Annotated in this window: 22 protein-coding genes; 4 read left to right on the top strand and 18 right to left on the bottom strand. The window is 53.4% G+C overall.

Annotated features, from left to right (window positions below; all coding sequences use genetic code 11):
* Positions 1–24: 24 nt before the first annotated feature.
* On the bottom strand, positions 25–1,014 hold the full coding sequence (locus tag K0H79_RS19390; RefSeq protein WP_220077820.1) for a PaaI family thioesterase: 990 nt from the start codon (positions 1,012–1,014) through the stop codon (positions 25–27).
* An 11-nt stretch (positions 1,015–1,025) separates the two neighbouring features.
* The gene (gene hinT / locus K0H79_RS07390) at positions 1,026–1,379 is read right to left on the bottom strand and encodes a purine nucleoside phosphoramidase (protein WP_011759563.1); all 354 of its coding nucleotides are present in this window, start codon (positions 1,377–1,379) and stop codon (positions 1,026–1,028) included.
* Positions 1,380–1,566: 187 nt separating this feature from the next.
* Between hinT and K0H79_RS07385 the strand changes: the two genes are divergently transcribed.
* A complete protein-coding gene (locus K0H79_RS07385) occupies positions 1,567–3,330 on the top strand; it encodes a M61 family metallopeptidase (RefSeq protein ID WP_220078113.1) in 1,764 nt (587 codons plus the stop codon).
* An 82-nt stretch (positions 3,331–3,412) separates the two neighbouring features.
* On the opposite strand, the gene K0H79_RS07380 is transcribed toward K0H79_RS07385, so the two are convergent.
* The 4 genes from K0H79_RS07380 to htpX form a co-directional block, all read right to left on the bottom strand.
* A complete protein-coding gene (locus K0H79_RS07380; protein WP_220067439.1) occupies positions 3,413–4,045 on the bottom strand; it encodes a LuxR C-terminal-related transcriptional regulator in 633 nt (210 codons plus the stop codon).
* A gap of 361 nt (positions 4,046–4,406) precedes the next feature.
* On the bottom strand, positions 4,407–5,573 hold the full coding sequence (locus K0H79_RS07375) for a lipopolysaccharide assembly protein LapB (RefSeq protein ID WP_220077819.1): 1,167 nt from the start codon (positions 5,571–5,573) through the stop codon (positions 4,407–4,409).
* A gap of 103 nt (positions 5,574–5,676) precedes the next feature.
* A complete protein-coding gene (gene cctA, locus K0H79_RS07370; protein ID WP_220067436.1) occupies positions 5,677–6,027 on the bottom strand; it encodes a tetraheme c-type cytochrome CctA in 351 nt (116 codons plus the stop codon).
* A 313-nt stretch (positions 6,028–6,340) separates the two neighbouring features.
* Positions 6,341–7,201, bottom strand: a complete 861-nt coding sequence (gene htpX / locus K0H79_RS07365; RefSeq protein ID WP_220067435.1) for a protease HtpX — start codon at positions 7,199–7,201, stop codon at positions 6,341–6,343.
* A 312-nt stretch (positions 7,202–7,513) separates the two neighbouring features.
* Between htpX and pepE the strand changes: the two genes are divergently transcribed.
* Positions 7,514–8,221: a dipeptidase PepE gene (gene pepE, locus K0H79_RS07360; protein ID WP_220067434.1), complete on the top strand. Its 708-nt coding sequence runs from the start codon at positions 7,514–7,516 to the stop codon at positions 8,219–8,221.
* Positions 8,222–8,318: 97 nt separating this feature from the next.
* Here pepE and bioD read toward each other — a convergent pair whose 3' ends face one another.
* From bioD to bioB, 4 genes are read right to left on the bottom strand one after another with little or no spacing between them, the layout of a single operon-like run.
* A complete protein-coding gene (bioD, locus tag K0H79_RS07355; RefSeq protein WP_220078112.1) occupies positions 8,319–9,008 on the bottom strand; it encodes a dethiobiotin synthase in 690 nt (229 codons plus the stop codon).
* Entirely contained in the window at positions 9,008–9,757 is a 750-nt protein-coding gene (locus tag K0H79_RS07350; RefSeq protein WP_220077818.1) for a methyltransferase domain-containing protein, read from the bottom strand. The genes bioD and K0H79_RS07350 overlap by 1 nt, the downstream gene beginning before the upstream one ends.
* Positions 9,754–10,911, bottom strand: a complete 1,158-nt coding sequence (locus K0H79_RS07345; RefSeq protein WP_220078111.1) for an 8-amino-7-oxononanoate synthase — start codon at positions 10,909–10,911, stop codon at positions 9,754–9,756. The genes K0H79_RS07350 and K0H79_RS07345 overlap by 4 nt, the downstream gene beginning before the upstream one ends.
* A gap of 16 nt (positions 10,912–10,927) precedes the next feature.
* A complete protein-coding gene (gene bioB, locus K0H79_RS07340) occupies positions 10,928–11,992 on the bottom strand; it encodes a biotin synthase BioB (RefSeq protein ID WP_220067430.1) in 1,065 nt (354 codons plus the stop codon).
* Positions 11,993–12,102: 110 nt separating this feature from the next.
* On the opposite strand from bioB, the gene bioA reads away from it, so the two are divergent.
* Entirely contained in the window at positions 12,103–13,413 is a 1,311-nt protein-coding gene (bioA, locus tag K0H79_RS07335; RefSeq protein WP_220077817.1) for an adenosylmethionine--8-amino-7-oxononanoate transaminase, read from the top strand.
* A 7-nt stretch (positions 13,414–13,420) separates the two neighbouring features.
* Here bioA and K0H79_RS07330 read toward each other — a convergent pair whose 3' ends face one another.
* Both K0H79_RS07330 and cobB read right to left on the bottom strand, forming a co-directional pair.
* The gene (locus K0H79_RS07330) at positions 13,421–13,861 is read right to left on the bottom strand and encodes an ATP-binding protein (protein ID WP_220067428.1); all 441 of its coding nucleotides are present in this window, start codon (positions 13,859–13,861) and stop codon (positions 13,421–13,423) included.
* A 3-nt stretch (positions 13,862–13,864) separates the two neighbouring features.
* Positions 13,865–14,611 carry a Sir2 family NAD+-dependent deacetylase gene (cobB, locus tag K0H79_RS07325; RefSeq protein WP_220077816.1) on the bottom strand — a complete coding sequence of 249 codons (747 nt, stop codon included), beginning with the start codon at positions 14,609–14,611 and terminating at the stop codon, positions 13,865–13,867.
* A 252-nt stretch (positions 14,612–14,863) separates the two neighbouring features.
* Between cobB and fur the strand changes: the two genes are divergently transcribed.
* On the top strand, positions 14,864–15,295 hold the full coding sequence (gene fur, locus K0H79_RS07320) for a ferric iron uptake transcriptional regulator (RefSeq protein ID WP_203326716.1): 432 nt from the start codon (positions 14,864–14,866) through the stop codon (positions 15,293–15,295).
* Positions 15,296–15,379: 84 nt separating this feature from the next.
* On the opposite strand, the gene rnk is transcribed toward fur, so the two are convergent.
* From rnk to odhB, 6 genes are all read right to left on the bottom strand, one after another.
* Complete coding sequence (gene rnk, locus K0H79_RS07315) at positions 15,380–15,751, bottom strand: nucleoside diphosphate kinase regulator (RefSeq protein ID WP_258405528.1); 372 nt, start codon at positions 15,749–15,751, stop codon at positions 15,380–15,382.
* Positions 15,752–16,107: 356 nt separating this feature from the next.
* The gene (locus K0H79_RS07310; RefSeq protein WP_220077815.1) at positions 16,108–16,611 is read right to left on the bottom strand and encodes a GNAT family N-acetyltransferase; all 504 of its coding nucleotides are present in this window, start codon (positions 16,609–16,611) and stop codon (positions 16,108–16,110) included.
* Positions 16,612–16,719: 108 nt separating this feature from the next.
* Complete coding sequence (locus K0H79_RS07305) at positions 16,720–17,637, bottom strand: AEC family transporter (protein ID WP_220077814.1); 918 nt, start codon at positions 17,635–17,637, stop codon at positions 16,720–16,722.
* Between the two features lie 103 nt (positions 17,638–17,740).
* Positions 17,741–18,613: a succinate--CoA ligase subunit alpha gene (sucD, locus tag K0H79_RS07300; RefSeq protein WP_220067423.1), complete on the bottom strand. Its 873-nt coding sequence runs from the start codon at positions 18,611–18,613 to the stop codon at positions 17,741–17,743.
* On the bottom strand, positions 18,613–19,779 hold the full coding sequence (sucC, locus tag K0H79_RS07295; RefSeq protein ID WP_011759544.1) for an ADP-forming succinate--CoA ligase subunit beta: 1,167 nt from the start codon (positions 19,777–19,779) through the stop codon (positions 18,613–18,615). The genes sucD and sucC overlap by 1 nt, the downstream gene beginning before the upstream one ends.
* A gap of 77 nt (positions 19,780–19,856) precedes the next feature.
* The gene (odhB, locus tag K0H79_RS07290) at positions 19,857–21,059 is read right to left on the bottom strand and encodes a 2-oxoglutarate dehydrogenase complex dihydrolipoyllysine-residue succinyltransferase (protein ID WP_220067422.1); all 1,203 of its coding nucleotides are present in this window, start codon (positions 21,057–21,059) and stop codon (positions 19,857–19,859) included.
* Between the last annotated feature and the right edge of the window lie 12 nt (positions 21,060–21,071).

The following is a 21,071-nucleotide window of genomic DNA, read 5'->3' as shown; positions in this document are numbered from 1 at the left end:
AGCCTACCGTATTAATCCGTTAGCTTAATCAATCAGGAAGTGCGCCCTGGCCGTGGCTATCAGCTGTTTGCGGTTGGTTTGCCAGCAACTGATGTTTACATTGGCAACCCGCCGCCCCTGCCGGGTAATAATACACTCGGCAAAGGTATCCTTATGCAGACCAGCCCTCAGATAATCAATTGAAAAGTCGACTACTTTTGGCACTCTCGAGGTTTGCATAAATACCATTAACTGCACAATTGCCGACATTTCCATAAAACCGGCAATCACACCCCCATGAATGGCGGGCAGCACGGGATTGCCAATATTGGCGTCCCGTGAGGGCAAGCGGCACACCAGCTCATCGCCAAATCGCTCTACTTCCATACCGATGAAACGGGCATAGGGCACTTGCTCCAGCAGATGACCAAAGTCATTGAGCTCGGCCACCCGGCGCACAATTTCCTTCACATCCATGGGTTTGGGACTTTTACCCTCATCGGGACAATGGGCAAGTTCAGTCACCACAGGGCCAAGGATCACGTTGTCTTCCAAGAGCGCATTTCGGAAGGTTTCCCCCACCATCTCAGGACTGATACGCATAAAGGAGCCAACCGCATGGGCAATGGGTTCATCTATGCTGTCCTGATAGGCGATGGCACGGGTAAAGGCGATGTTGGATGATAAGCGGTAGCATTCGGCAAAGGCATACACACTCTTGCCGGGTTCGGCCGGACGCATATAGTCGACCCGTAAATCCAGGGTGGGCGAAATTTCCAGGGTTTGGAATTTATCCTGAATGGCGCAGACCACGGCCGTGCCGCTGGCGGTGTCTATCAGGGTGGTAATCACGCCGCCGTGGATAACCCCGGTATCAGGGTAGCCAATCAGCGCCTGACTATAGGGCAGCTCCAAAAGTACATGATGCTCACTGCCTTCATGCACCTTGATACCCAGACGCCGACACTGGGCCAGCTGGCTGACAAAGCGTTGTGCCAGCGGCGTGAGCTCAAAAAAATCCGGATTAACTTTCATAACACCGCCAATCAGCGCTGGGCAAGCATGGGGCCCAAAGGCTCGCCGCCCACCAGGTGCATGTGAATATGGTAAACCTCCTGGCCACCATGACTGTTACAGTTCATGATGAGTCGATAACCATCTTTGGCAATGCCCGCTTCGTCTGCGAGCTTGGCGGCCACGGTAAACATACGGCCGAGGGCCAGCTCATCCGATGCCTTCACGTCATTGGCAGTGGGAATAAGATGATTGGGCACTATCAACACATGGGTAGGTGCCTTGGGGGCAATATCGCGAAACGCGGTCACCAGTTCATCCTGATACAGGATATCGGCAGGGATTTCGCGGCGGATAATTTTGCTGAAAATGGTTTCTTCGGCCATGGTGAACTCCATATGCTGTCAGGGTTGGCTATCCATTCCTGAGAAAAAAGTGGCTGTTTTCTGCCTTGAATTCAATGGCCTTATCATAGCAAGACCCAGCACATTTGGGTAAGAGAAAAGCCAACTCCCTTTGCCAACAGAGCTGGAATTTGGCAGCATGCCTGCATCATTGATTTCGGGAACCATTATGATCAGCTACCGCATTATTCCAAGTGATCCCAAGGCTCATCTGTTTGAGGTCAATCTGGAGATCCCAACCCCCAGTGTTCACCAAGTGCTTTCGTTGCCAGCCTGGATCCCGGGCTCGTATATGGTGCGTGACTTTGCCCGTAATCTGATTGGCATCAAAGCCTGGCAAGGGAATAATCCCGTCGCTCTCACTCAACTCGATAAACAACGTTGGCAAGTGGAAAACCGCTCTACAGAGCCGCTGGTACTGTCATATCAAGTGTACGCATTCGACCTGTCAGTGCGCAGTGCACATCTGGATATGACCCATGGATTTTTCAACGGCTCCAGTGTGTTCCTGGCGGTAGACGGTCAAACCGACAGGCCGCAGCGGGTTGAAATTCAGGCGCCGACCGAGATTGCCCTCAACCATTGGCGAGTGGCGACTACACTGCCAAGGCGCAGCGGTGATGCCTGGCAATTTGGCGCTTTTGAAGCCGAAAACTATGACGCCCTTATCGACCATCCGGTGGAAATGGGTGACTTTACCCAGGCAAGCTTTGAGGCCTGTGGTGTGCCCCACCACGTCGTGCTGACCGGCCGCCATCGCTGCGATATGGAGCGACTGTGCCAGGATTTAAAAGCCATCTGCGAAACTCAAATACAACTGTTTGGTACGCCTGCCCCCTTCGATGAATACCTGTTTATGACCATGGTATTGGACAACGGCTTTGGCGGATTGGAGCACCGAAGCTCCACGGCGCTGGTGTGCTCACGCAAAGATTTGCCGCTGTCCATGGATGACAAAGTCAACAAGGACTATCGCACCTATTTATCCCTGTGCAGCCATGAGTATTTCCACAGCTGGAACGTCAAACGGATCAAACCCGCCACCTTTATCCCCTACGCGCTGGACAGTGAAAGCTACACCCGGCAACTGTGGGCCTACGAAGGAGTCACGTCCTACTATGACGACCTGCTGACGCTGAAAGCAGGCAAAGTCGACACCCAAACCTATTTGGACATGCTCAGTGAAACCATGACCCGGGTATACCGTGGGGTTGGCCGTTTCAAGCAAAGCCTCAGGGATTCGAGCTTCAATGCCTGGACCAAGTTCTACAAACAGGATGAGAATGCCCAAAACGCCATCGTGAGTTACTACGCCAAGGGGGCGCTCTTTGGTCTGTACCTGGACCTCGTTATCCGAAAGGAAACCGCAGGTAAAGAGAGCCTGGACTCCCTGATGCGTCTGTTATGGACGCGCTTCGGCCTGACCGGTAAAGGCACAGAGGAAGAGAGCCATCAGGCACTGGTGGCAGAGCTTCTTGGCCGGGATGTGAGCGATATTTTTGCCTACCTGGACAACACGGACGACTTACCCCTTGCTCCACTTCTTTCCGAGTTTGGTGTTCGTATGGAGCTTAGGGCCGCCAGCGGTCAAAACGACACCGGAGGCGGTGAACCTTCACCACTGACCCTATCCCTTGGAGCCAAATTCAAGGCCGAGGCATTGGGGGTGAGAATTCAAACGGTGGCGGAATCAGGCAGTGCGCATCTGGCCGGTTTATCGTCCGGTGACTTACTGATTGCCGTGGATGGGCTTCAGGCCACTGCCAATCTTGAAAACGTGCTTAACAGTTACAACGAAGGTGATGAGCTGGCGCTGCATTTCTTCCGCCGCGACGAATTGATGACCTCAACCCTGACACTTAAGCCAGCACCGCTGGATACAGTGTCATTGCATCTGGAAGACGCCGGGGCGATCACCGCCTGGCTTGGTTAACGGCGTTTTTGCCAACAAAAAAGGCGTCCTGGACGCCTTTTTACTGCTTATCTGCATTGCTCATCACAGAACAACGTCACCGTCATACGTGGACTTCGTGCAAATGGGTTTGGGCCCAGGCGATGGCCTGACCACGGCTGGATACGCCAATCTTGCGAAATGCACGGTAAAGATGGGTTTTGATGGTACTTTCGCTGACGAAAAGTCGGTTGGCAATGTCGAGATTTGTGCTACCCGACAAGAGTGCCTGCAGCACTTCACGCTCACGAATGGTCAGTTTCTCACTGTCTTCTTCGTACTCTTCACCATTGCTGCTGCGCAGTAACTGTGCCGGAATTTGGCTGCGACCTTTCAGGATTTCACCAAGACCTTCACCAATATCTGCCAGACTGGCGTCAAAGAAAAATACGCCTGCAGTAACGGATTGATTAACGAGGAAACGCGCATCGGTTTGACGGGGGAAGTGGATAAACACCACCTTGATGGACGAATATTCCCTTTCGATATGCTTCTGCAGCTGATAGGCCTTTTGCAAGTCTACCGACGCCAGGTCAATCACCACCAGAGAAACCTGACTGAGGTGCAACTTGTTACACATCTCTTCTGGCGCCGCTTTGGTCAGCTTGACCAAAAACTCCTGTGGCCAACGGCAGTCCAGTAAATCACCCAACAAGTGTGAACGAGATACCACCATCCAATGTATTATCTTGAACATAACGCTCAACCTCCGTGTTAATTCCGGGTAAACCTGCTCTGCGCTAATCTCCAAGCAGAACACGCACAAGTTACACCAATTAAAAGGCAGTATCTACCCCTTACTTAGTAACATACCGTCAATTATTCTGCTGTCGTCCCCATGCTGCTGCCAAAGCTCTGCCCGAAGCAATCGTCTTATCGCTAAATAATATTAGTGTTAGCTGAAGTTATTTTCCATAACGCTTGAGCCCATTAATGAAAGCAATCAACCGCCCAAAGGACAAGCCACGCCACTGACAGGAGCCACATCGCAATATTCTATGATTCTGAATTCTATGCTGATTTGACTGATATCGACTTAGCGTGATTGCCGCCATGGGCTATTCGAATAACGAGAGTTTAGCCTGATACCGACGCACGTCTTCGCTGCGTGACGAAAGTGCCAGCGCCTTTTCTAGTGCTTGTTTAGCTATATCAAACTTGCCCTGAACCGCCTGTGCTTTAGCAAGCTCAAACCATCCCGGATGAAAATAAGGCGCGTTTTTCAAAAGTTTGGAAAAGTACATTTCCGCTTCGTTGTAGTTACCCTGGCGAAGGGCTTCATGACCCAGTACATAAAAATCAAAGCCACGATAATCTTCAATCTGAGCAATTCGCTTCTTCAGCATCTCGGCCAAATCGGCATTACCCGCCAACTTAGCAAGAGCACGATAATTATCCAACACAGCCAAATTATCGGGTTCAATCTCCAACGCATACTGATAAAGCGCCTCAGCGGAATGCCAGTCTCCACTGCGTCTATGGACGATTGCCGCCACATTGATAAGAGGAACATACTTTGGCGCCCACTTAAGCCCTTCGAGTGCAAGCCAATATGCATCTGCCAAACGTCCCTCAACAAGAGCATCTGAGGCTAAATTCCGATAGAACATGGCGACGAAAGTTGCTTCGTTTACCAATTTCCCCGTCAGGCTTGTTGAACTGGGAAAGTAGTCAATCGTAACGAATTGATGACCTCCCCAATAGGGACTCAGCAACCCTGTATTTTCAGGGGCGTCATATAGCAGCGTCCGAACATGGTCCGAAATAATCATGGTGTGATTGACTACATCCAGCAGCACAGGCTCACTTTGTACCATCTGAAACTGTATCGGAACCTTTAATGCTTTGGATACGGCGTAGCTTACTGCGGCCATACTCATACAATTGCCACTGTTGAGCATCAAGGCGTCTGAGGCACTCAGGCTTTGGCCTTCATAGTGAAACTCGGTCAGGGTATCAAGTAAATAATGCCTCGCCTGAATAAAAGGCGCTAATGGGGCAATATGAGGCCGCTGGATAAAGCGTTCGATGTCATCGTATTGGGACTGTGTTAGCGTAAACAGACTCGAGTAACTGATGACGTTTGCAGCCAATGAATCGGAGTAAAGTGACTTATTTATTGGGATTGGGAAAGCGTCGGCACTGTGCAAATCCCTTGTTTGACTGCAACCGCTTAGCATGACAATCAGTGTCAGTACGACTGCACCTAATCCATTCTGTACCATGGCGACATCCCTGAAATATCCCGTCAGGTAAAACTACCCTATCCTGCAGCAGTCGCCAAGCACAAAAAAGCCGGCGATTGCCGGCTCCTTAAGGTCAAAAAGCTTACTTTTTCAGTACGCTGTCTGCTGTGCGGCCATCGTCATGACAGGACTCACAGGTAGGCTTCTGGCCCACGTTATTGTCGTGTGGGGCGTGGCAGTCAGCACACACCAGATTGCCATCGTGTGGCTTGTGCACGTCGTCCATTTCAGCCAGAGTGCCGTGGCAGCTTTGGCATTGTTCGAACTCATAAGCACCGTCAGCCGAAGGAGACTCATCCTTGTGGCAAGAATCACAACCACCGTTTTCAACGTGGAACTCAGCCAGGGTCTGATCACCGGCAAAGGCCGCAGGAGACAGAGCCAGGGCTGCAAAGGCTGCGCCGAAAAGGGCGCTCAAGAGTGTTTTACTCACAATGGTATCCTCCATTAGGGACGGCGTTGTGGAAGTTCTTGTTTAAATCGACTTCCATCGTTCCGTCCAGGTCTTAGCACGACGTTCTCAATTTTGATGCCCAGGCCTGCACGGCCCAGCATCCACGTTGGCTCAGTGTAACAACTCAGGGGGCGACAAAATGTGCGCTGAATCATGTAACTGACTGCGAGAAATGGATTTTTACACCATAACAACATGCCATCCCGCTTTACTAACATAACGTAAAAAGCGTTTTCGTCAAATGCGACCTACCACTGATAATAAAAAAGAGGTCCGAAGACCTCTTTTTTATTTACTGCGCTTTGAGCGCCTGAATGCGTTTTTCCAGTGGAGGGTGGCTCATCAGCAACTCGCCGATTGAACGTTTGCCATTGATACCGAACGCTGCCATTTGAGCTGGCATGGCGCCGGTTTCCGGACCAGTACGCAACCGCTCGAGTGCGGCAACCATCTTGTGACGGCCCGCCAGCTTGGCACCGCCTTCATCGGCACGATACTCACGGATACGTGAGAAGTAAGCAACCACGATAGACGCCAGGATACCAAACAGCATTTCCAGTACAAACACCACCGCGATATAGGCAAAAGTACCCAGACCTTCACCCTCTTCATCACTGGAGAGGAAGTTATTGATAAATCCAGCTACCACACGGGCGGCAAAGATAACAAAGGTGTTCACCACGCCCTGAATAAGGGTCAGGGTCACCATGTCGCCATTGGCCACGTGGCTGACTTCGTGTGCCAGTACGCCTTCTACTTCATCCTGAGTCATGCCGTAGAGCAGACCGGTACTCACGGCCACCAGCGAGTTGTTTTTGCTGGGGCCTGTGGCAAAGGCGTTCATTTCAGGTGAATTATAGATAGCCACTTCAGGCATCTTGATACCGGCTTGCTGCGCCTGGCGGGCAACCGTATCAATCAGCCATTTTTCGGTGGCATCCCGTGGGGTGGTGATAACTTCACAACCCATGGATTTTTTCGCCATCCACTTGGAAATGGCCAGCGAGAAAAAGGCGCCACCGAAACCAAAGATGGCCGCAAACACCAAGAGACCACTCATAGAGCGAGTATCAACGCCCAGAATAGACATCACTATCGACGCAACCAGCAGCACTGCCAGGTTGGTCAACAGGAAAAGAAATACACGTTTCATTTCAGCTCCTTTATCGGGCAAATCGCCCATTCACACTCACAAGGGACATAATATGTCTTAAAATTCGATTTTCAAGGGTACACTGGTGAAAAAGCCCAAATCCCCTGTCGGAACATATGGCGGCAGTCTATGCGGGATTTCTTAAGCAAATCTTAAGATTAACAGTGTGCGCAAGCCCCCCTGACAATGGCTTGCCTTTTAGATGTTTATCACGATGAATCTTTGTTAACATTGGTCCACCCAAGCCCATTACGTCTTATTTTTACACGGGCATACAGATCTAATAACGACCTCTGAAAATCAGGAATTCCCATGACCATCCGCGCCCTGCTGCTCAGCGCTTCCCGCGTTGGCGATACCCCATATCTTGAACACACTCTGCCCTTTATCGCCCCTTTGACGGAGAATGCCCGCAATTGGGTGTTTATTCCCTATGCCGGGATCAGCCTGGGTTATGATGTGTACCTCGAGAAGGTTCGCCAGGGCCTGCGCAACCTGAATATCAACATCAGTGGCATCCACGAGCATGCCGATCCCCGTCAGGCGATTCGCGATGCCGACGGCATTTTTGTTGGCGGCGGCAACACCTTCCATCTACTGCACGAGCTGTACCGCTACGACTTGCTGTTTGTCATTCGCGAGCAGGTTGAAGCCGGTAAGCCCTATGTTGGCTGGTCCGCAGGTTCCAACATCGCTGGCTTGTCAATCCGTACCACCAACGACATGCCAATCATAGAGCCGCCGTCCTTCACCGCCCTGGGTTTGCTGCCGTTTCAGCTTAACCCCCATTACACCGATTATCAGGCCCCCGGCCATAACGGTGAGACCCGTGCCCAGCGTCTGCTGGAGTTCACCATGGTAGACCCTCTAACCCCGGTCGTGGGTATTCAGGAAGGCAGTGCCCTTTATCGCCAGGGCGACAAGCTGACCTTGTTGGGCGATAAAGAAGCTTACTTCTTTAAAGGCAGCGTTCAAAAGTCCCCTATCGCAGCAGGCGCCGATCTCAGTGAGCTGCTGTAATCGACCGTAAATAATAAAGGTCGCCAATCGGCGACCTTTTTATTTCTGGCATACCTGTGTGATAAGGCTAGGCTCATCAAACACACCTTGGCGTCTGTCAGCGCTGTTCTGGCAACAAGGGGCCTGGCTTAATAAAGTCAGCCGCATCGGCGGGCCTCGCCGAAGGAATATAAGGCACAGTCCCCAGAAAGGGCGCGTCCATTACAGACATCAGCGTCGCCAGATTCTCTTCATAGCACGCCATTTCGGGGTCAATCCGATTGGCAACCCAGCCGGCAATACGCAGTCCATCGGCCTTGATGGCCTCCTGGGTCAGCATGGCGTGGTTCAGGCAGCCAAGCTTCATCCCCACCACCAGGACAACAGGTAACTGGAGTGCCTGCACCATTTCCGGCATAAACCGCCCATTGCCAAGCGGCAATCGCCAGCCACCGGCACCTTCGACCAAACAGAAATCGGCGGCTTTCATCCGGGCCAGGTCGAGTTTGGCCATAATGGCCTCAGGGCATATATCCACCCCCACATTCGCGGCAGCAATATGTGGAGCGATGGCGGGCTCAAAGGCGATGGGGTTAACGCTGTGATAATCCAGCTTGTGACTGCTGTGGGCCATGAGCAGTTCAGCATCCGGGTTTCTAAGACCAGACTCCGTAACCCTGCAGCCCGACGCCACAGGTTTAATGCCCAGCGTGCCTGCATGGGGATTGTGTTTGGTCACCGCAGACAGCAAGGCAGCGGAGATAAAGGACTTTCCGCAGTCCGTATCGGTACCTGTCACAAAATACATCATGTCGTAGCTCCTCGCTTCTGCGCACTGACGTACAAAATCTGATAGCTCAGCGGCAAGCCCATAGGCGTTCTCATGCGTTCGGCGTTATCCACCCGCGCCTGCCAGTCTGCACGACCACGAAGGGCCTTTGCCTGCCCCGCGCCATGTCGGGCACTGGCACCCACCCCTTTAATGGAATAAAGCAGTGTCCGCAAATCGTCGAAATGGAGGGTCTCTGTCGCCACCTCGGTGGATAACTCGCACCAGTCATGGTCGCTGAAGGCCGATGCCATTTGAGGGGCCGGGGCAAAATGATTCACACAAAACCCCAATGTCTCAAGCTCAGGTAACGCGCCGTCACACACCATGGCAAAGTAACCACGGCCCCCGGGTTTAAGCACCCGATACGCCTCAGCAAGTGCCACGGTAAAGTCGGTGCACCACTGCAGCGCGAGATTGGAATAGAGGCAGTCGAAGCGCCCGTCTGCAAACGGCAAGGCGGAGGCATCGGCGCAGACAGCCTCGTAGGATGGATGAAGACTGCGAAGCCGCTGGCACATGGCAAACGCAATATCCACCGTGGTCACCCGATTGACGGGGAACAGCGAAAAATCGGTGCCCGGACCTGCGCCAATATCCAGTAAATGCCCCCGAAGTCCTGCTTTGGTTTGCAGCTTATTTGCGGTCAGTCGTTGCAGCAGGTTGTGGCAGTCGTACTGATGGGCACGGGAGAAGTGCCCAGCCACGTCGGATTGGCTTGTCATCATGGCGCGTCACAGCCTTTAACTGTGCCTTCGTTAACACCCTCGCCAAAGCCTTTTTCGATGTCCGCGAGGGCGTGTACCAACGCCTCTATGCTTTGCATGCTTTGGGCAGCACTCAGGGTTATTCTGAGCCTTGGGACAGGTACCGTGGGAGGGCGAATTGCCCCAACCAAAAAGCCTCTGGCCTTGAGGGCATTCGCAGCCATCAGGCAAACCTCTACATCAGGGACGGGTAGCAGTTGAATTGGGCTTTGAGAAGGCAGCAACTTAAGACCAGCTTCCTTGGCGCTGTTCAGGAAATGGCAGATATTCGCGGCCAGTGTTGCGTTTTGTTCGCCCTGCTGCACCAGTGAGAGCGAGAAGCGCGCCGCATAAGCCTGCGCCGGAGATAAGGCCGTAGAATAAATATAGTGCCTGGCACTCGCCACCAGACTCTCAATAAGCGCCTGGCTGCCGAGCAGTGCCGCGCCCTGACACCCCAGCGCCTTACCAAAGGTCACCAGCTGCAGCGAGATATTCACCCCTTCCAGGCGGCTGGCCCCCATCGCTTGTTCGCCGATAACACCAAAACCATGGGCGTCATCGACAATAAACAAACTGTTATGGGATTCACACAGATTTGAGAGCGCAGACAGGGGCGCCAAGTCCCCATCCATACTGAAAACACTCTCGGTGAGGAGCGCTGTGCCCGGGAACTTCGCTATCAGGCGCGCCGCGCTACTGAGATCACAATGGGGGTAACGCTTGAGGCTGGCGCCACTGCCAAGAATACCGTCAATCATGGAGGCATGGATGAGCTTATCGGCCACCAGGGTATCAGTGCTGTCAAACAGGGCATGGCACAACGCCAGGTTGGCGGCAAAACCTGAGCAAAAGAGCAGCGCAGCTTCATGGCCGGTTGCCGCGCAGAGTGCCGCTTCCAGTTCAGCGTGGGCCTCGGAATAACCACTCACCAGTGGTGAAGCGCCGCTGCCGACGCCATAGCGGCGTGCGCCTTCCGCCAGCGCCTCAACCAAACGCCTATCCCGGGCGAGCCCCAGATAATCGTTGGCAGAAAAGTCCATCAGGGCCGGGCTGTGGCGCTGACGTCGACGCCAAAGCCCCGCTGATTCGGCTTTCACTCTGGCGTCAGCCAGGCGATGCAGCAACCGATTCATCACTGTTAAATCCGGCTCACTTGGCCGCGTCGTAGAAAAGCGGTTTGGTCTTGGCCACGCCGTCAGCCTTTTGCTCCCTGGCAGCGCGCGCCACCACGGCTGCGTCTTCTTCGACGATGGCAGCCTTGCCTTGTTCTGGCTTCAGGCCCAAACGGCGGAACAGGCTCATATCATCGTTTTCTTCGGGATTTGGTGTGGTCAGCAACTTACAGCCGTAAAAAATCGAGTTGGCACCGGCAAAGAAACACATGGCCTGCAGCTCATCGCTCATGTTCTCGCGACCGGCCGACAGACGCACCCTTGAGAGCGGCATCAAAATTCGGGCCACGGCAATGGTGCGCACAAATTCCAGCGGATCCAAATCATCCACGCTGTCCAGCGGCGTGCCCGTCACCTTTACCAACATATTGATGGGTACTGAGTCGGGATGCTGCTCAAGGTTTGCCAGTTGCTGCAACAAACCGGCACGGTCGGTGGCCTGCTCGCCCATGCCGACGATACCACCTGAACACACCTTCATGCCTGCAGCACGCACGTTGGAGAGGGTATCGAGCCTGTCCTGATAGGTGCGGGTGGTGATGATATCGCCGTAAAACTCAGGAGAGGTATCCAGGTTGTGGTTGTAATAATCCAGTCCGGCTTCGGCAAGCTGATTGGCCTGATGGGCAGAGAGCATGCCCAGGGTCATGCAGGTTTCCAACCCCATGGACTTTACTTCTTTCACCATATCAGTCAGATACGGCATATCGCGCTCATGGGGATTACGCCAGGCGGCACCCATGCAAAATCGGGTGGCACCGGCATCTTTGGCGGCGCGGGCTTCGGTCAGCACCTTTTCAATTTCAAGCAGGCGCTCTTTTTCCAGACCGGTATCGTAACGGGCGCTCTGAGGGCAGTATTTGCAGTCCTCTGGGCAGGCGCCGGTTTTAATCGACAACAAGCGGCTTATCTGTACCTCATTGGGATCGAACACTTCGCGGTGTATGCTGTGGGCACGAAACAGCAGATCGTTCATTGGCAGTGCAAACAGCGCCTCGACTTCCTGACGGCTCCAGTCGTGGCGAACGGCAAAGGATGACATGGTAATACCCCAATTAATGTTTTCTGTTGGCTAGGATAACCTTGGCCCTTACACTGTCAACGCCAACCAGTTGGCAGGGTTTACTGGTGATTAATTTTTGAGCACACTAAATGAGCATAGATTTTGAGTTTGACCGTAACCACCTTTGGCACCCTTATACCTCAATGGCAGCGCCTTTACCGGTACTGGGTGTGCAAAGTGCCCAAGGCTGCCGCCTGACGCTGGAGGATGGTCGCGAGCTGGTTGACGGCACCTCTTCCTGGTGGTCGGCGATTCATGGCTATGGCCACCCTGCACTGGTTGGCGCGGTTCAAGCTCAGGCCGCCAGACTCAGCCACGTGATGTTTGGCGGCCTCACCCATGAGCCTGCCACTGACCTCGGCAAGGCACTGCTTAAGCTGGTGCACCCAAAGCTGACCAAGGTGTTTTATGCTGACTCCGGTTCAGTGGCGGTGGAAGTGGCCCTCAAGATGGCCATGCAGTACTGGCAAGGCAGAAGCGAGCCGCAAAAGCACAAACTACTCACAGTACTTGGCGGCTATCATGGCGATACCTTTGCGGCCATGAGCGTCTGCGATCCCAACTCAGGCATGCACGGCATGTTCGGCCATCTGGTACCCAAACAGATTTTCGCCAAGGCACCGCCCGCTGGTTTTGGCCACTCGGTTGAAGAGTCAGACCTGGCCGAACTGTGCACTTTACTGCAAACCCATCACCATGAAATCGCCGCCCTGATTATTGAGCCCATCATGCAGGGCGCAGGTGGCCTCAGGTTTCACAGCCCGGATTATCTGAAGTCCATTCGCACCCTGTGCGATGAGTATAAGGTGCTGCTGATTTTGGATGAGATTGCCACAGGCTTTGGCCGCACCGGCAAGGCGTTTGCCTACGAGCATGCGGGTATAGCCCCAGATTTACTTTGCCTTGGCAAGGCGCTCACCGGCGGCATGCTGAGTCTTGCGGCAACCCTGTGCACTGATGAAGTCGCCGCAGGCATATCGAACTCACCCGCCGGCGTGTTTATGCACGGCCCCACCTTTATGGCTAATCCACTCGCCTGCGCCGCCGCGCTGGCAAGCCTTGCGCTTTTTGCTGAAAACCGCTGGCCATCGCAAGTCGCCAATATTGAAGCCAAGCTGAGTCAATCGCTGGAAACCGCCAGAGTGCTGCCGCAGGTAGCCGACGTACGGGTACTTGGCGCGGTAGGTGTGATTGAAATGGTCCAAACCGTGGATACCGCCTTTGCACTAAAGGCCTTTGCCGAGCGCGGTGTGTGGGTTCGCCCCTTTGGCAGACTGATTTACGTGATGCCGCCCTACTGCATCAGTGATGACGAGCTTGGTATGCTGACCCATGCCATGGTGGAGGTCGCCGCTATGGAAGGTATCTGCAAAACGGCCCACAATCCGGCCCACGGATAACGCGATATCAGGGCTGAAAAGTCCTGGCCATACGCCTGATGGCTGCAAGTGGCACGCCGTGGCTATTTCGCTCGGCGCAAAGCGCCTGATGGCGCCTGTCGCCCGGGGTGCCTATGAGCACCTTTTCCACCTCATATCCCAGGGCTTTGGCTGCAGTCTCGTAAGCCAAATATTCCCAGTGTGCCAGATTGGTGTTGTCGCAAATCACCACAGGAGTACCCTCTGCCAGCGCCTCGATAAATTCACAGAGGTTGCGCTGATGGTATTCGGGCAACTTTTTGGCATCGAAGCAATACACACCCTCTTTGGTAAAAAACGCATCGGTGGAAAACACCCGGGCATTGGGTTTGCCCAAGTGAGCCCCTTCGGGCAACGAAGCCAGAAACGCTTTCACCCAATACGACTTTCCGCTGCCTGGCAACCCTCTGAGGATAATGGCTTTTTTCATTCTTCAGTCGGTCTCTTGCAACACATCGGCCAGGCTACACAAGCTTTTCCCTTGAAGTACAGCGCGCACCAGTCGCGGCACAATGTCACCCGCTTTGCCGGTGAGGTGCCACTGGAACTGGCTATGCCTGTCGGGAGCAGCCAGATTCACTTCCACAGTCTGGGCACCATGATGATTGGCAATATCCACAAACCCGGCAGCCGGATAGACAGTGCCCGAGGTGCCTATGGCAATAAAGAGGTCACAACGCTCCAATGCATCGTGGATACGGTCCATGCCAAAGGGCATTTCACCAAACCAGACGATATGGGGCCGCAGGCGCTGAGCAGGGATACAGCAGGTACAAACATTGTCCGGACCAAAGGGTTCGCGCAGTAAAAAGGTTTGACGTGAGCGGGGGCAACGGCCTTTATTAAGCTCGCCATGCATATGAATAAGCCGCTGGCTGCCACCGCGCTCGTGCAAGTCGTCCACGTTCTGGGTTACCAGCAAAAACTCACCGTCAAATTCGGCTTCGAGCTGGGCAAGGGCCTCATGGGCCGCGTTAGCGCTAACCTCGGTCGACTTTAACTGCTCCCAGCGCAGATTGTAAAAACGCTCCACCAGCTGCGGATCACGCTCATAACCTTCTGGGGTCGCCACATCTTCTATGTGGTGCTCTTCCCACAGGCCGTCCTGATCGCGAAAGGTACGGATCCCCGACTCTGCAGAAATGCCCGCGCCTGTGAGTACTACTATATGCCGGTACATGCTGATGCCTTCCTTATTATTTTGTTTCCAGCCTGCCATTTCCCGCAGGTCGCTGACAATTGTGCCTTGGTATAACCCTTGTCTGAATGTGCCTTTTTGACCCAATCATGGACGATTGTCTGATACACCAGTAAATATTGCCATATGAGTTCATTTAAGGGCTATCAAAGGTTTAAGTTTTGAATCCAGACACATATAATGAATTCCATTGTCCACAAAGAGCCCAATGGTTCTGCAATCAAGAGATTAACCATGACAGATGGAAATCAGGCGCTGAAAAAAGCGGGATTGAAAGTTACCCTGCCACGAGTAAAAATCCTGGAGCTGATGCAAGAACCAGACAATCAACACATCAGTGCCGAAGACCTGTATAAGAAGTTGCTTGAGATTGGTGAAGAGATTGGCCTGGCCACCGTGTACCGGGTACTGAACCAGTTTGACGATGCGGGCATTGTCTCCCGTCACCACTTCGAAAGCGGCAAGGCCGTGTTCGAGCTGTCCACTCAACATCACCACGATCACCTGGTCTGTTTGAGCTGTGGCAAAGTGATTGAGTTTTCTGATGACCTGATTGAACGTCGTCAGAATGAAATCGCCATGCGCCACAATATCAAGCTCACCAACCACAGCCTGTATCTGTACGGCGTGTGCACCAACGATACCTGTGATCACGGCGACGAGTAATCGCAATTTTCCTTAAAAAAACCAGCGCATTAGCGCTGGTTTTTTATTGTATTATCCTGAAACGCTGCTCAACAAGCGACCCGTTCAGCGGTGAAAGTCACCACTGCGTTCGGGCTGATAGGTCACTTCTTCGATTCTGACCCGGGTGGTACCGCCACCGGGACGGGGCCAGTCCATCTCATCCCCCTGGGCCAGTCCCAGCAAAGCACTGCCGACCGGCGCGAGAATGGAGACTGTGTCCCCCTTGGCCGACACATCTTTTGGGTATACCAGCCTGAGGCAAAACTCTTCCGATGACGATGACACTGTAAAGCGCACCTCGGAATTCATGGTCACCACATTGGCTGGCATTTCCTTCGACGGTCTGACCTCAGCGCGGCTGAGCTCAGCTTCCAGTGCCGCCTTGCCGACATCATTCCCCGGCAGGCTTTCCAATAATCGTTCAAGACGCTCCATATCAATTTCGGAGATCACAATCTTGGGTTGTTCAGTCACAGCAGTCCTCTACTTTCTTAAACAAGGCCACCCCATTGGGCGGCGCCCAACAATCGCGTTATCCCTTCCCCCACGGAGGGTTTAGCGCACCAAATAGTCCAAACCCGCACCTTAAAAGATGCGGGTCAGAAATAATCCAATAAAAATGTCAGGATCAGGCGAAAGAGCGGTGAGCCTGAAGGCTCTTGGTGAGGTAACCCGAAGAAAAATCGAACCCTTGCTTTGGAGTCTGACCAAGGTTACCAAGGGAGACTCTACCCCGCCTTATCGCCAAATGCCAGCAATGAAGGCGGAATTTGTGGGAAATGCAGCTAGCCTTAAAGCCACTTATGGAACACGGTCACGTCATGCTCCATAAATTTATCACGCTGCAGCGGCTCCATGCCTATGTGTCGGGCAACGCCCATGGAGCCCAAATTGCCATCAAGAATGAGCGCTATGGCTTCGTCTATGCCAAGTCTTGGCTTGAATTCGGCAATGGCGGCTGATGCAGCCTCACTGCCAATGCCCTGGCCCCAATATTCAGGCAGATAGCGGTAACCCAGCTCCACCTTGTCGTACTCTGGAATAAACTTAGGGCCACAAAAACCTATCACCTTGCCGCTGGCCTTGTGCTCTACTGCCCAGCGACCGAAACCGCGGCTGCGATAGTCTTCAAAAATCACCTCGTGCAGCAGCTTTTCAGCCTGGGCTACATCAGTGAGTGGCGCCATCGGAATATAAGTCAGTACCTCAGGAATACTGTTCATCAAAAACAGGGCTTCGATATCCCCTTCGTTGAAGTGCCTTAAAATCAGTCTGTCTGTTGTTGTAATTATCATAAAATGCGCTCCTGCACTGCCCTTCTCAGAGCTCCCCCAAAAGAGTCTTCAGCCAAAGACAAAGAAGAGTCCTCAACGCAAAAAGAGTCTTCAACCCAAAAAGAGGCCTCACGTTAACACAGTTAACCAGAAGATCACAGTCAGGATACAAAGCATGGATGACAGCACCACAGCGCCAGCAATGATGTCGCTGTCGCGCTTAAGCTGGGCCGCAATCAGGTAGGCATTCACCCCAAGAGGCGAAGCACCAAGCAGCACTGTTACCGCAAGCTCAAGAGAGGTAAGCCCCAGCAGTTTACCCGCAATCAGAATAAGCAGCGGTAGTAGCAGAAGCTTAATTGCACTTAAGACCGCCGTCAGGGCAAAGGCGCTGGAGAGGCGATATTGATTCAAATTGGCACCCAGCACAAAAAGCGCGCAAGCAATGGCAGGTTTGGCGAGCATCTCAAGACTGCTGCCAAGGGCTGTGGGCAGGCTCAGCCCGGCGACATTACCGATAAGCCCAAGGGTGATACTCGCCACCACAGGGTTAAACAGCAGCCCCTTGATAAGCTGTGCGCCCCTGCTGCCACCCTCAGTATCCGTATTACCAGATAAAGCGAAAGTCAGCCCAAACAGCACTGCGCTGTGAAAGGGAATAATCAAAAACACGCTTGCCATCTGCGCAGGGCCGAAGGCCGCCATGATCACCGGCAAGCCCACCAGCAAGGTGTTGGAATAGCTACCGCCGAGGGCCAGTACAGCGCAGTCGCGGTATGAACGTTTAAGGGCCTGGCGCGAAAGCAGCAAGGTTAATGCAAAACTCAGTATCACAGGCACATAAAAGGCCACCAGCACCGGCAGGCGGATGCTGTCCTTAAGCGGCACCTTGAGCATGGCAGAAAACAGCAGCGCGGGGATGCACACATAAAAGGCGAACTTGCTGATGCCGGCGATGTGCTCGCGGCTAAACCAGCCACTGCGGCTGGCACCATAGCCCAAAGCAGCGATAAACAGCAGCGGGAAGACGATTTCGATTACGGACATGCCACGCCTATCAATGGGTTAATACACATATCTATACCTACTTCTATACATCTATACACACAAAAAAAGGCGCCCGAAGGCGCCCTTTTTCTACCGGGTGGGATTACCAACCAGTCTTTTCACGCAGCGCCTTGCCGATATCGGCCAGAGAGCGAACGGTGGTCACACCGGCAGCTTCCAGGGCAGCGAATTTGTCTTCGGCAGTACCTTTACCACCGGCGATGATAGCACCGGCGTGGCCCATGCGCTTACCGGCAGGTGCAGTAACACCGGCGATGTAAGACACAACTGGCTTGGTCACGTTAGCCTTGATGTAAGCAGCAGCTTCTTCCTCGGCAGTACCACCGATTTCACCGATCATCACGATGGCTTCGGTCTGAGGATCGTTCTGGAACATTTCCAGTACGTCGATGAAGTTGGTACCTGGGATTGGGTCACCACCAATACCTACGCAAGTAGACTGGCCGAAACCTTCGTCAGTGGTCTGCTTAACGGCTTCGTAAGTCAGAGTGCCTGAACGGGAAACGATACCCACTTTGCCTGGCTTGTGGATGTGACCTGGCATGATACCGATCTTACATTCGCCTGGAGTGATAACGCCTGGGCAGTTAGGACCAATCATGCGAACGCCGGTTTCTTCCAGCTTCACTTTCACCTGCAACATATCCAGAGTTGGGATACCTTCGGTGATACATACGATCAGCTGAATACCACCGTCGATGGCTTCCAGGATGGCGTCTTTACAGAAAGGCGCAGGTACGTAGATAACAGAAGCAGTGGCGCCAGTGGCAGCAACGGCATCTTTCACAGTGTTGAACACTGGCAGACCCAGGTGAGTAGTACCGCCTTTACCAGGAGACACACCACCAACCATCTGAGTACCGTAAGCGATAGCCTGCTCAGAGTGGAAAGTGCCCTGACCACCGGTAAAACCTTGGCAGATTACCTTGGTATCTTTGTTGATCAATACAGACATTACTTGCCCTCCGCAGCTTTAACAACTTGCTGAGCAGCGTCGGTCAGGCTCTTGGCAGCAATGATGTCCAGACCAGATTCAGCCAGCACCTTGGCACCCAGTTCAGCGTTGGTACCTTCCAGACGCACAACTACAGGCACCTTCACGCCTACTTCTTTCACCGCACCGATGATACCTTCGGCGATCATGTCACAACGCACGATACCACCGAAGATGTTAACCAGAACGGCTTTCACATTGCTGTCAGACAGAATGATCTTGAAAGCTTCAGAAACGCGCTCTTTGGTCGCGCCGCCGCCTACGTCGAGGAAGTTGGCTGGCTTACCGCCGTGCAGGTTTACGATGTCCATGGTACCCATGGCCAGACCAGCACCGTTCACCATGCAGCCTACGTTACCGTCCAGAGCTACGTAGTTCAGTTCGAACTTGGCAGCGTGGGCTTCACGGGCATCATCCTGAGAAGGATCGTGCATGTCTTTGATTTTTGGCTGACGGAACAGAGCGTTACCATCTACACCAATCTTGCCGTCCAGGCAGTGCAGGTTACCCTCGGTAGTGATTACCAGTGGGTTGATTTCCAGCAGAGCGAAGTCGTGATCCAGGAACATCTGGGCCAGGCCCATGAAGATCTTGGTGAACTGCTTCATTTGAGTTGGGTTCAGACCCAGCTTGAAGCCAAGGTCACGAGCCTGGAAAGGCTGTGGACCGGCGATAGGATCGATGATGGCTTTGTGAATGAGCTCTGGAGTCTCTTCAGCCACTTTCTCGATTTCCACACCACCTTCGGTAGAAGCCATGAACACTACGCGACGGGTCGCGCGGTCAACTACGGCACCCAGGTACAGTTCGTTGGCGATGTCGGTGCAGCTTTCAACCAGGATCTTGGCAACTGGCTGACCGTTTTCGTCAGTCTGGTAAGTCACCAGGTTCTTGCCCAGCCACTTTTCAGCGAAGGCGCGGATTTCTTCTTTGTCGCCAGTCACTTTAACGCCACCAGCCTTACCGCGGCCGCCAGCGTGTACCTGACACTTGACTACCCACATATTTCCGCCAATACGACCAGCCGCTTCTACCGCTTCTTGAGGGGTATCGCAGGCATAGCCTTCTGACACTGGTAAACCATATTCGGCAAAGAGGGCTTTTGCCTGATACTCATGCAAGTTCATGATGATCTATCCGTATACTACGTTTTAAATCCAACTGGCCCCGAGGGGCCAGTCACGAGGTTTTTTGTCTGTACTGATTAGATGTCCAGCAGCAGACGGGTTGGGTCTTCCAGGAATTCCTTGATGGTTACCAGGAAGCCAACAGACTCACGGCCATCGATGATACGGTGGTCGTAAGAAAGAGCCAGGTACATCATGGGCAGGATTTCAACCTGACCATTGACTGCCATTGGGCGGTCCTTGATGGCGTGCATGCCGAGGATAGCGCTCTGTGGCAGGTTCAGAATTGGGGTAGACATCAGAGAGCCGAATACACCACCGTTGGTCACGGTGAAGTTACCGCCGGTCATGTCTTCCACAGTCAGCTTGCCGTCACGGCCCTTGATGGCCAGATCGCGTACTGCTTTCTCGATGTCAGCCAGGCTCATGGTGTCGGTGTCACGCAGAACTGGGGTAACCAGACCACGGGGAGTAGACACAGCGATGCTCACGTCGAAGTAGTTGTGGTAAACGATGTCATCGCCATCGATAGCCGCGTTCACTTCCGGGAAGCGCTTCAGGGCTTCGGTTACGGCTTTCACGTAGAAAGACATAAAGCCAAGACGGATACCGTGCTTCTTCTCGAAGATATCCTGATATTGCTTGCGGATATCCATGATGGGCTTCATGTTGACTTCGTTAAAGGTAGTCAGCATGGCGGTAGAGTTTTTGGCTTCCAGCAGACGGCTGGCAATGGTCTTGCGCAGACGGGTCATAGGGACGCGCTTGTCTGAGCGGTCACCAGACAGAGCCACCGGAGCAGCCGCTTTGGCCGCAGGGGCAGCAGCTTTACCGGCACCACTCTTCACGAAGGCGTCAACGTCTTCTTTGGTGATACGACCACCGACACCGGTGCCTTTGATTTTGCTGGCATCCAGGTTGTGTTCGGCAATCAGACGACGTACTGATGGGCTCAGGGCGTCGTTGCTCTCATCGCCAGCGGCCTCAGCAGCAGGGGCAGCAGCTTCGGCTTGCGCCTTGGTCACTTCCTGACCGGCAACGGCGCCGGCCACGAACTTGGCAATCACCTGCTCGGCCAGAACGGTGTCACCTTCCTGGAACAGGAGTTCACTGATGTGGCCATCTTCTGGCGCAACCACTTCCAATACAACCTTGTCGGTCTCGATATCAACCAGGTTCTGGTCACGAGATACAGCCTCACCAGGCTTAACGTGCCAGGTGGCGATAGTGGCATCAGCCACGGATTCTGGCAGAACGGGTACCTTAATTTCGATACTCATTGAAAGCTATCC

Source organism: Shewanella sp. FJAT-52076 (genome assembly GCF_019457455.1).
GTDB lineage: Bacteria > Pseudomonadota > Gammaproteobacteria > Enterobacterales > Shewanellaceae > Shewanella > Shewanella zhangzhouensis.
This window is presented reverse-complemented; position numbering and strand designations above follow the sequence as displayed.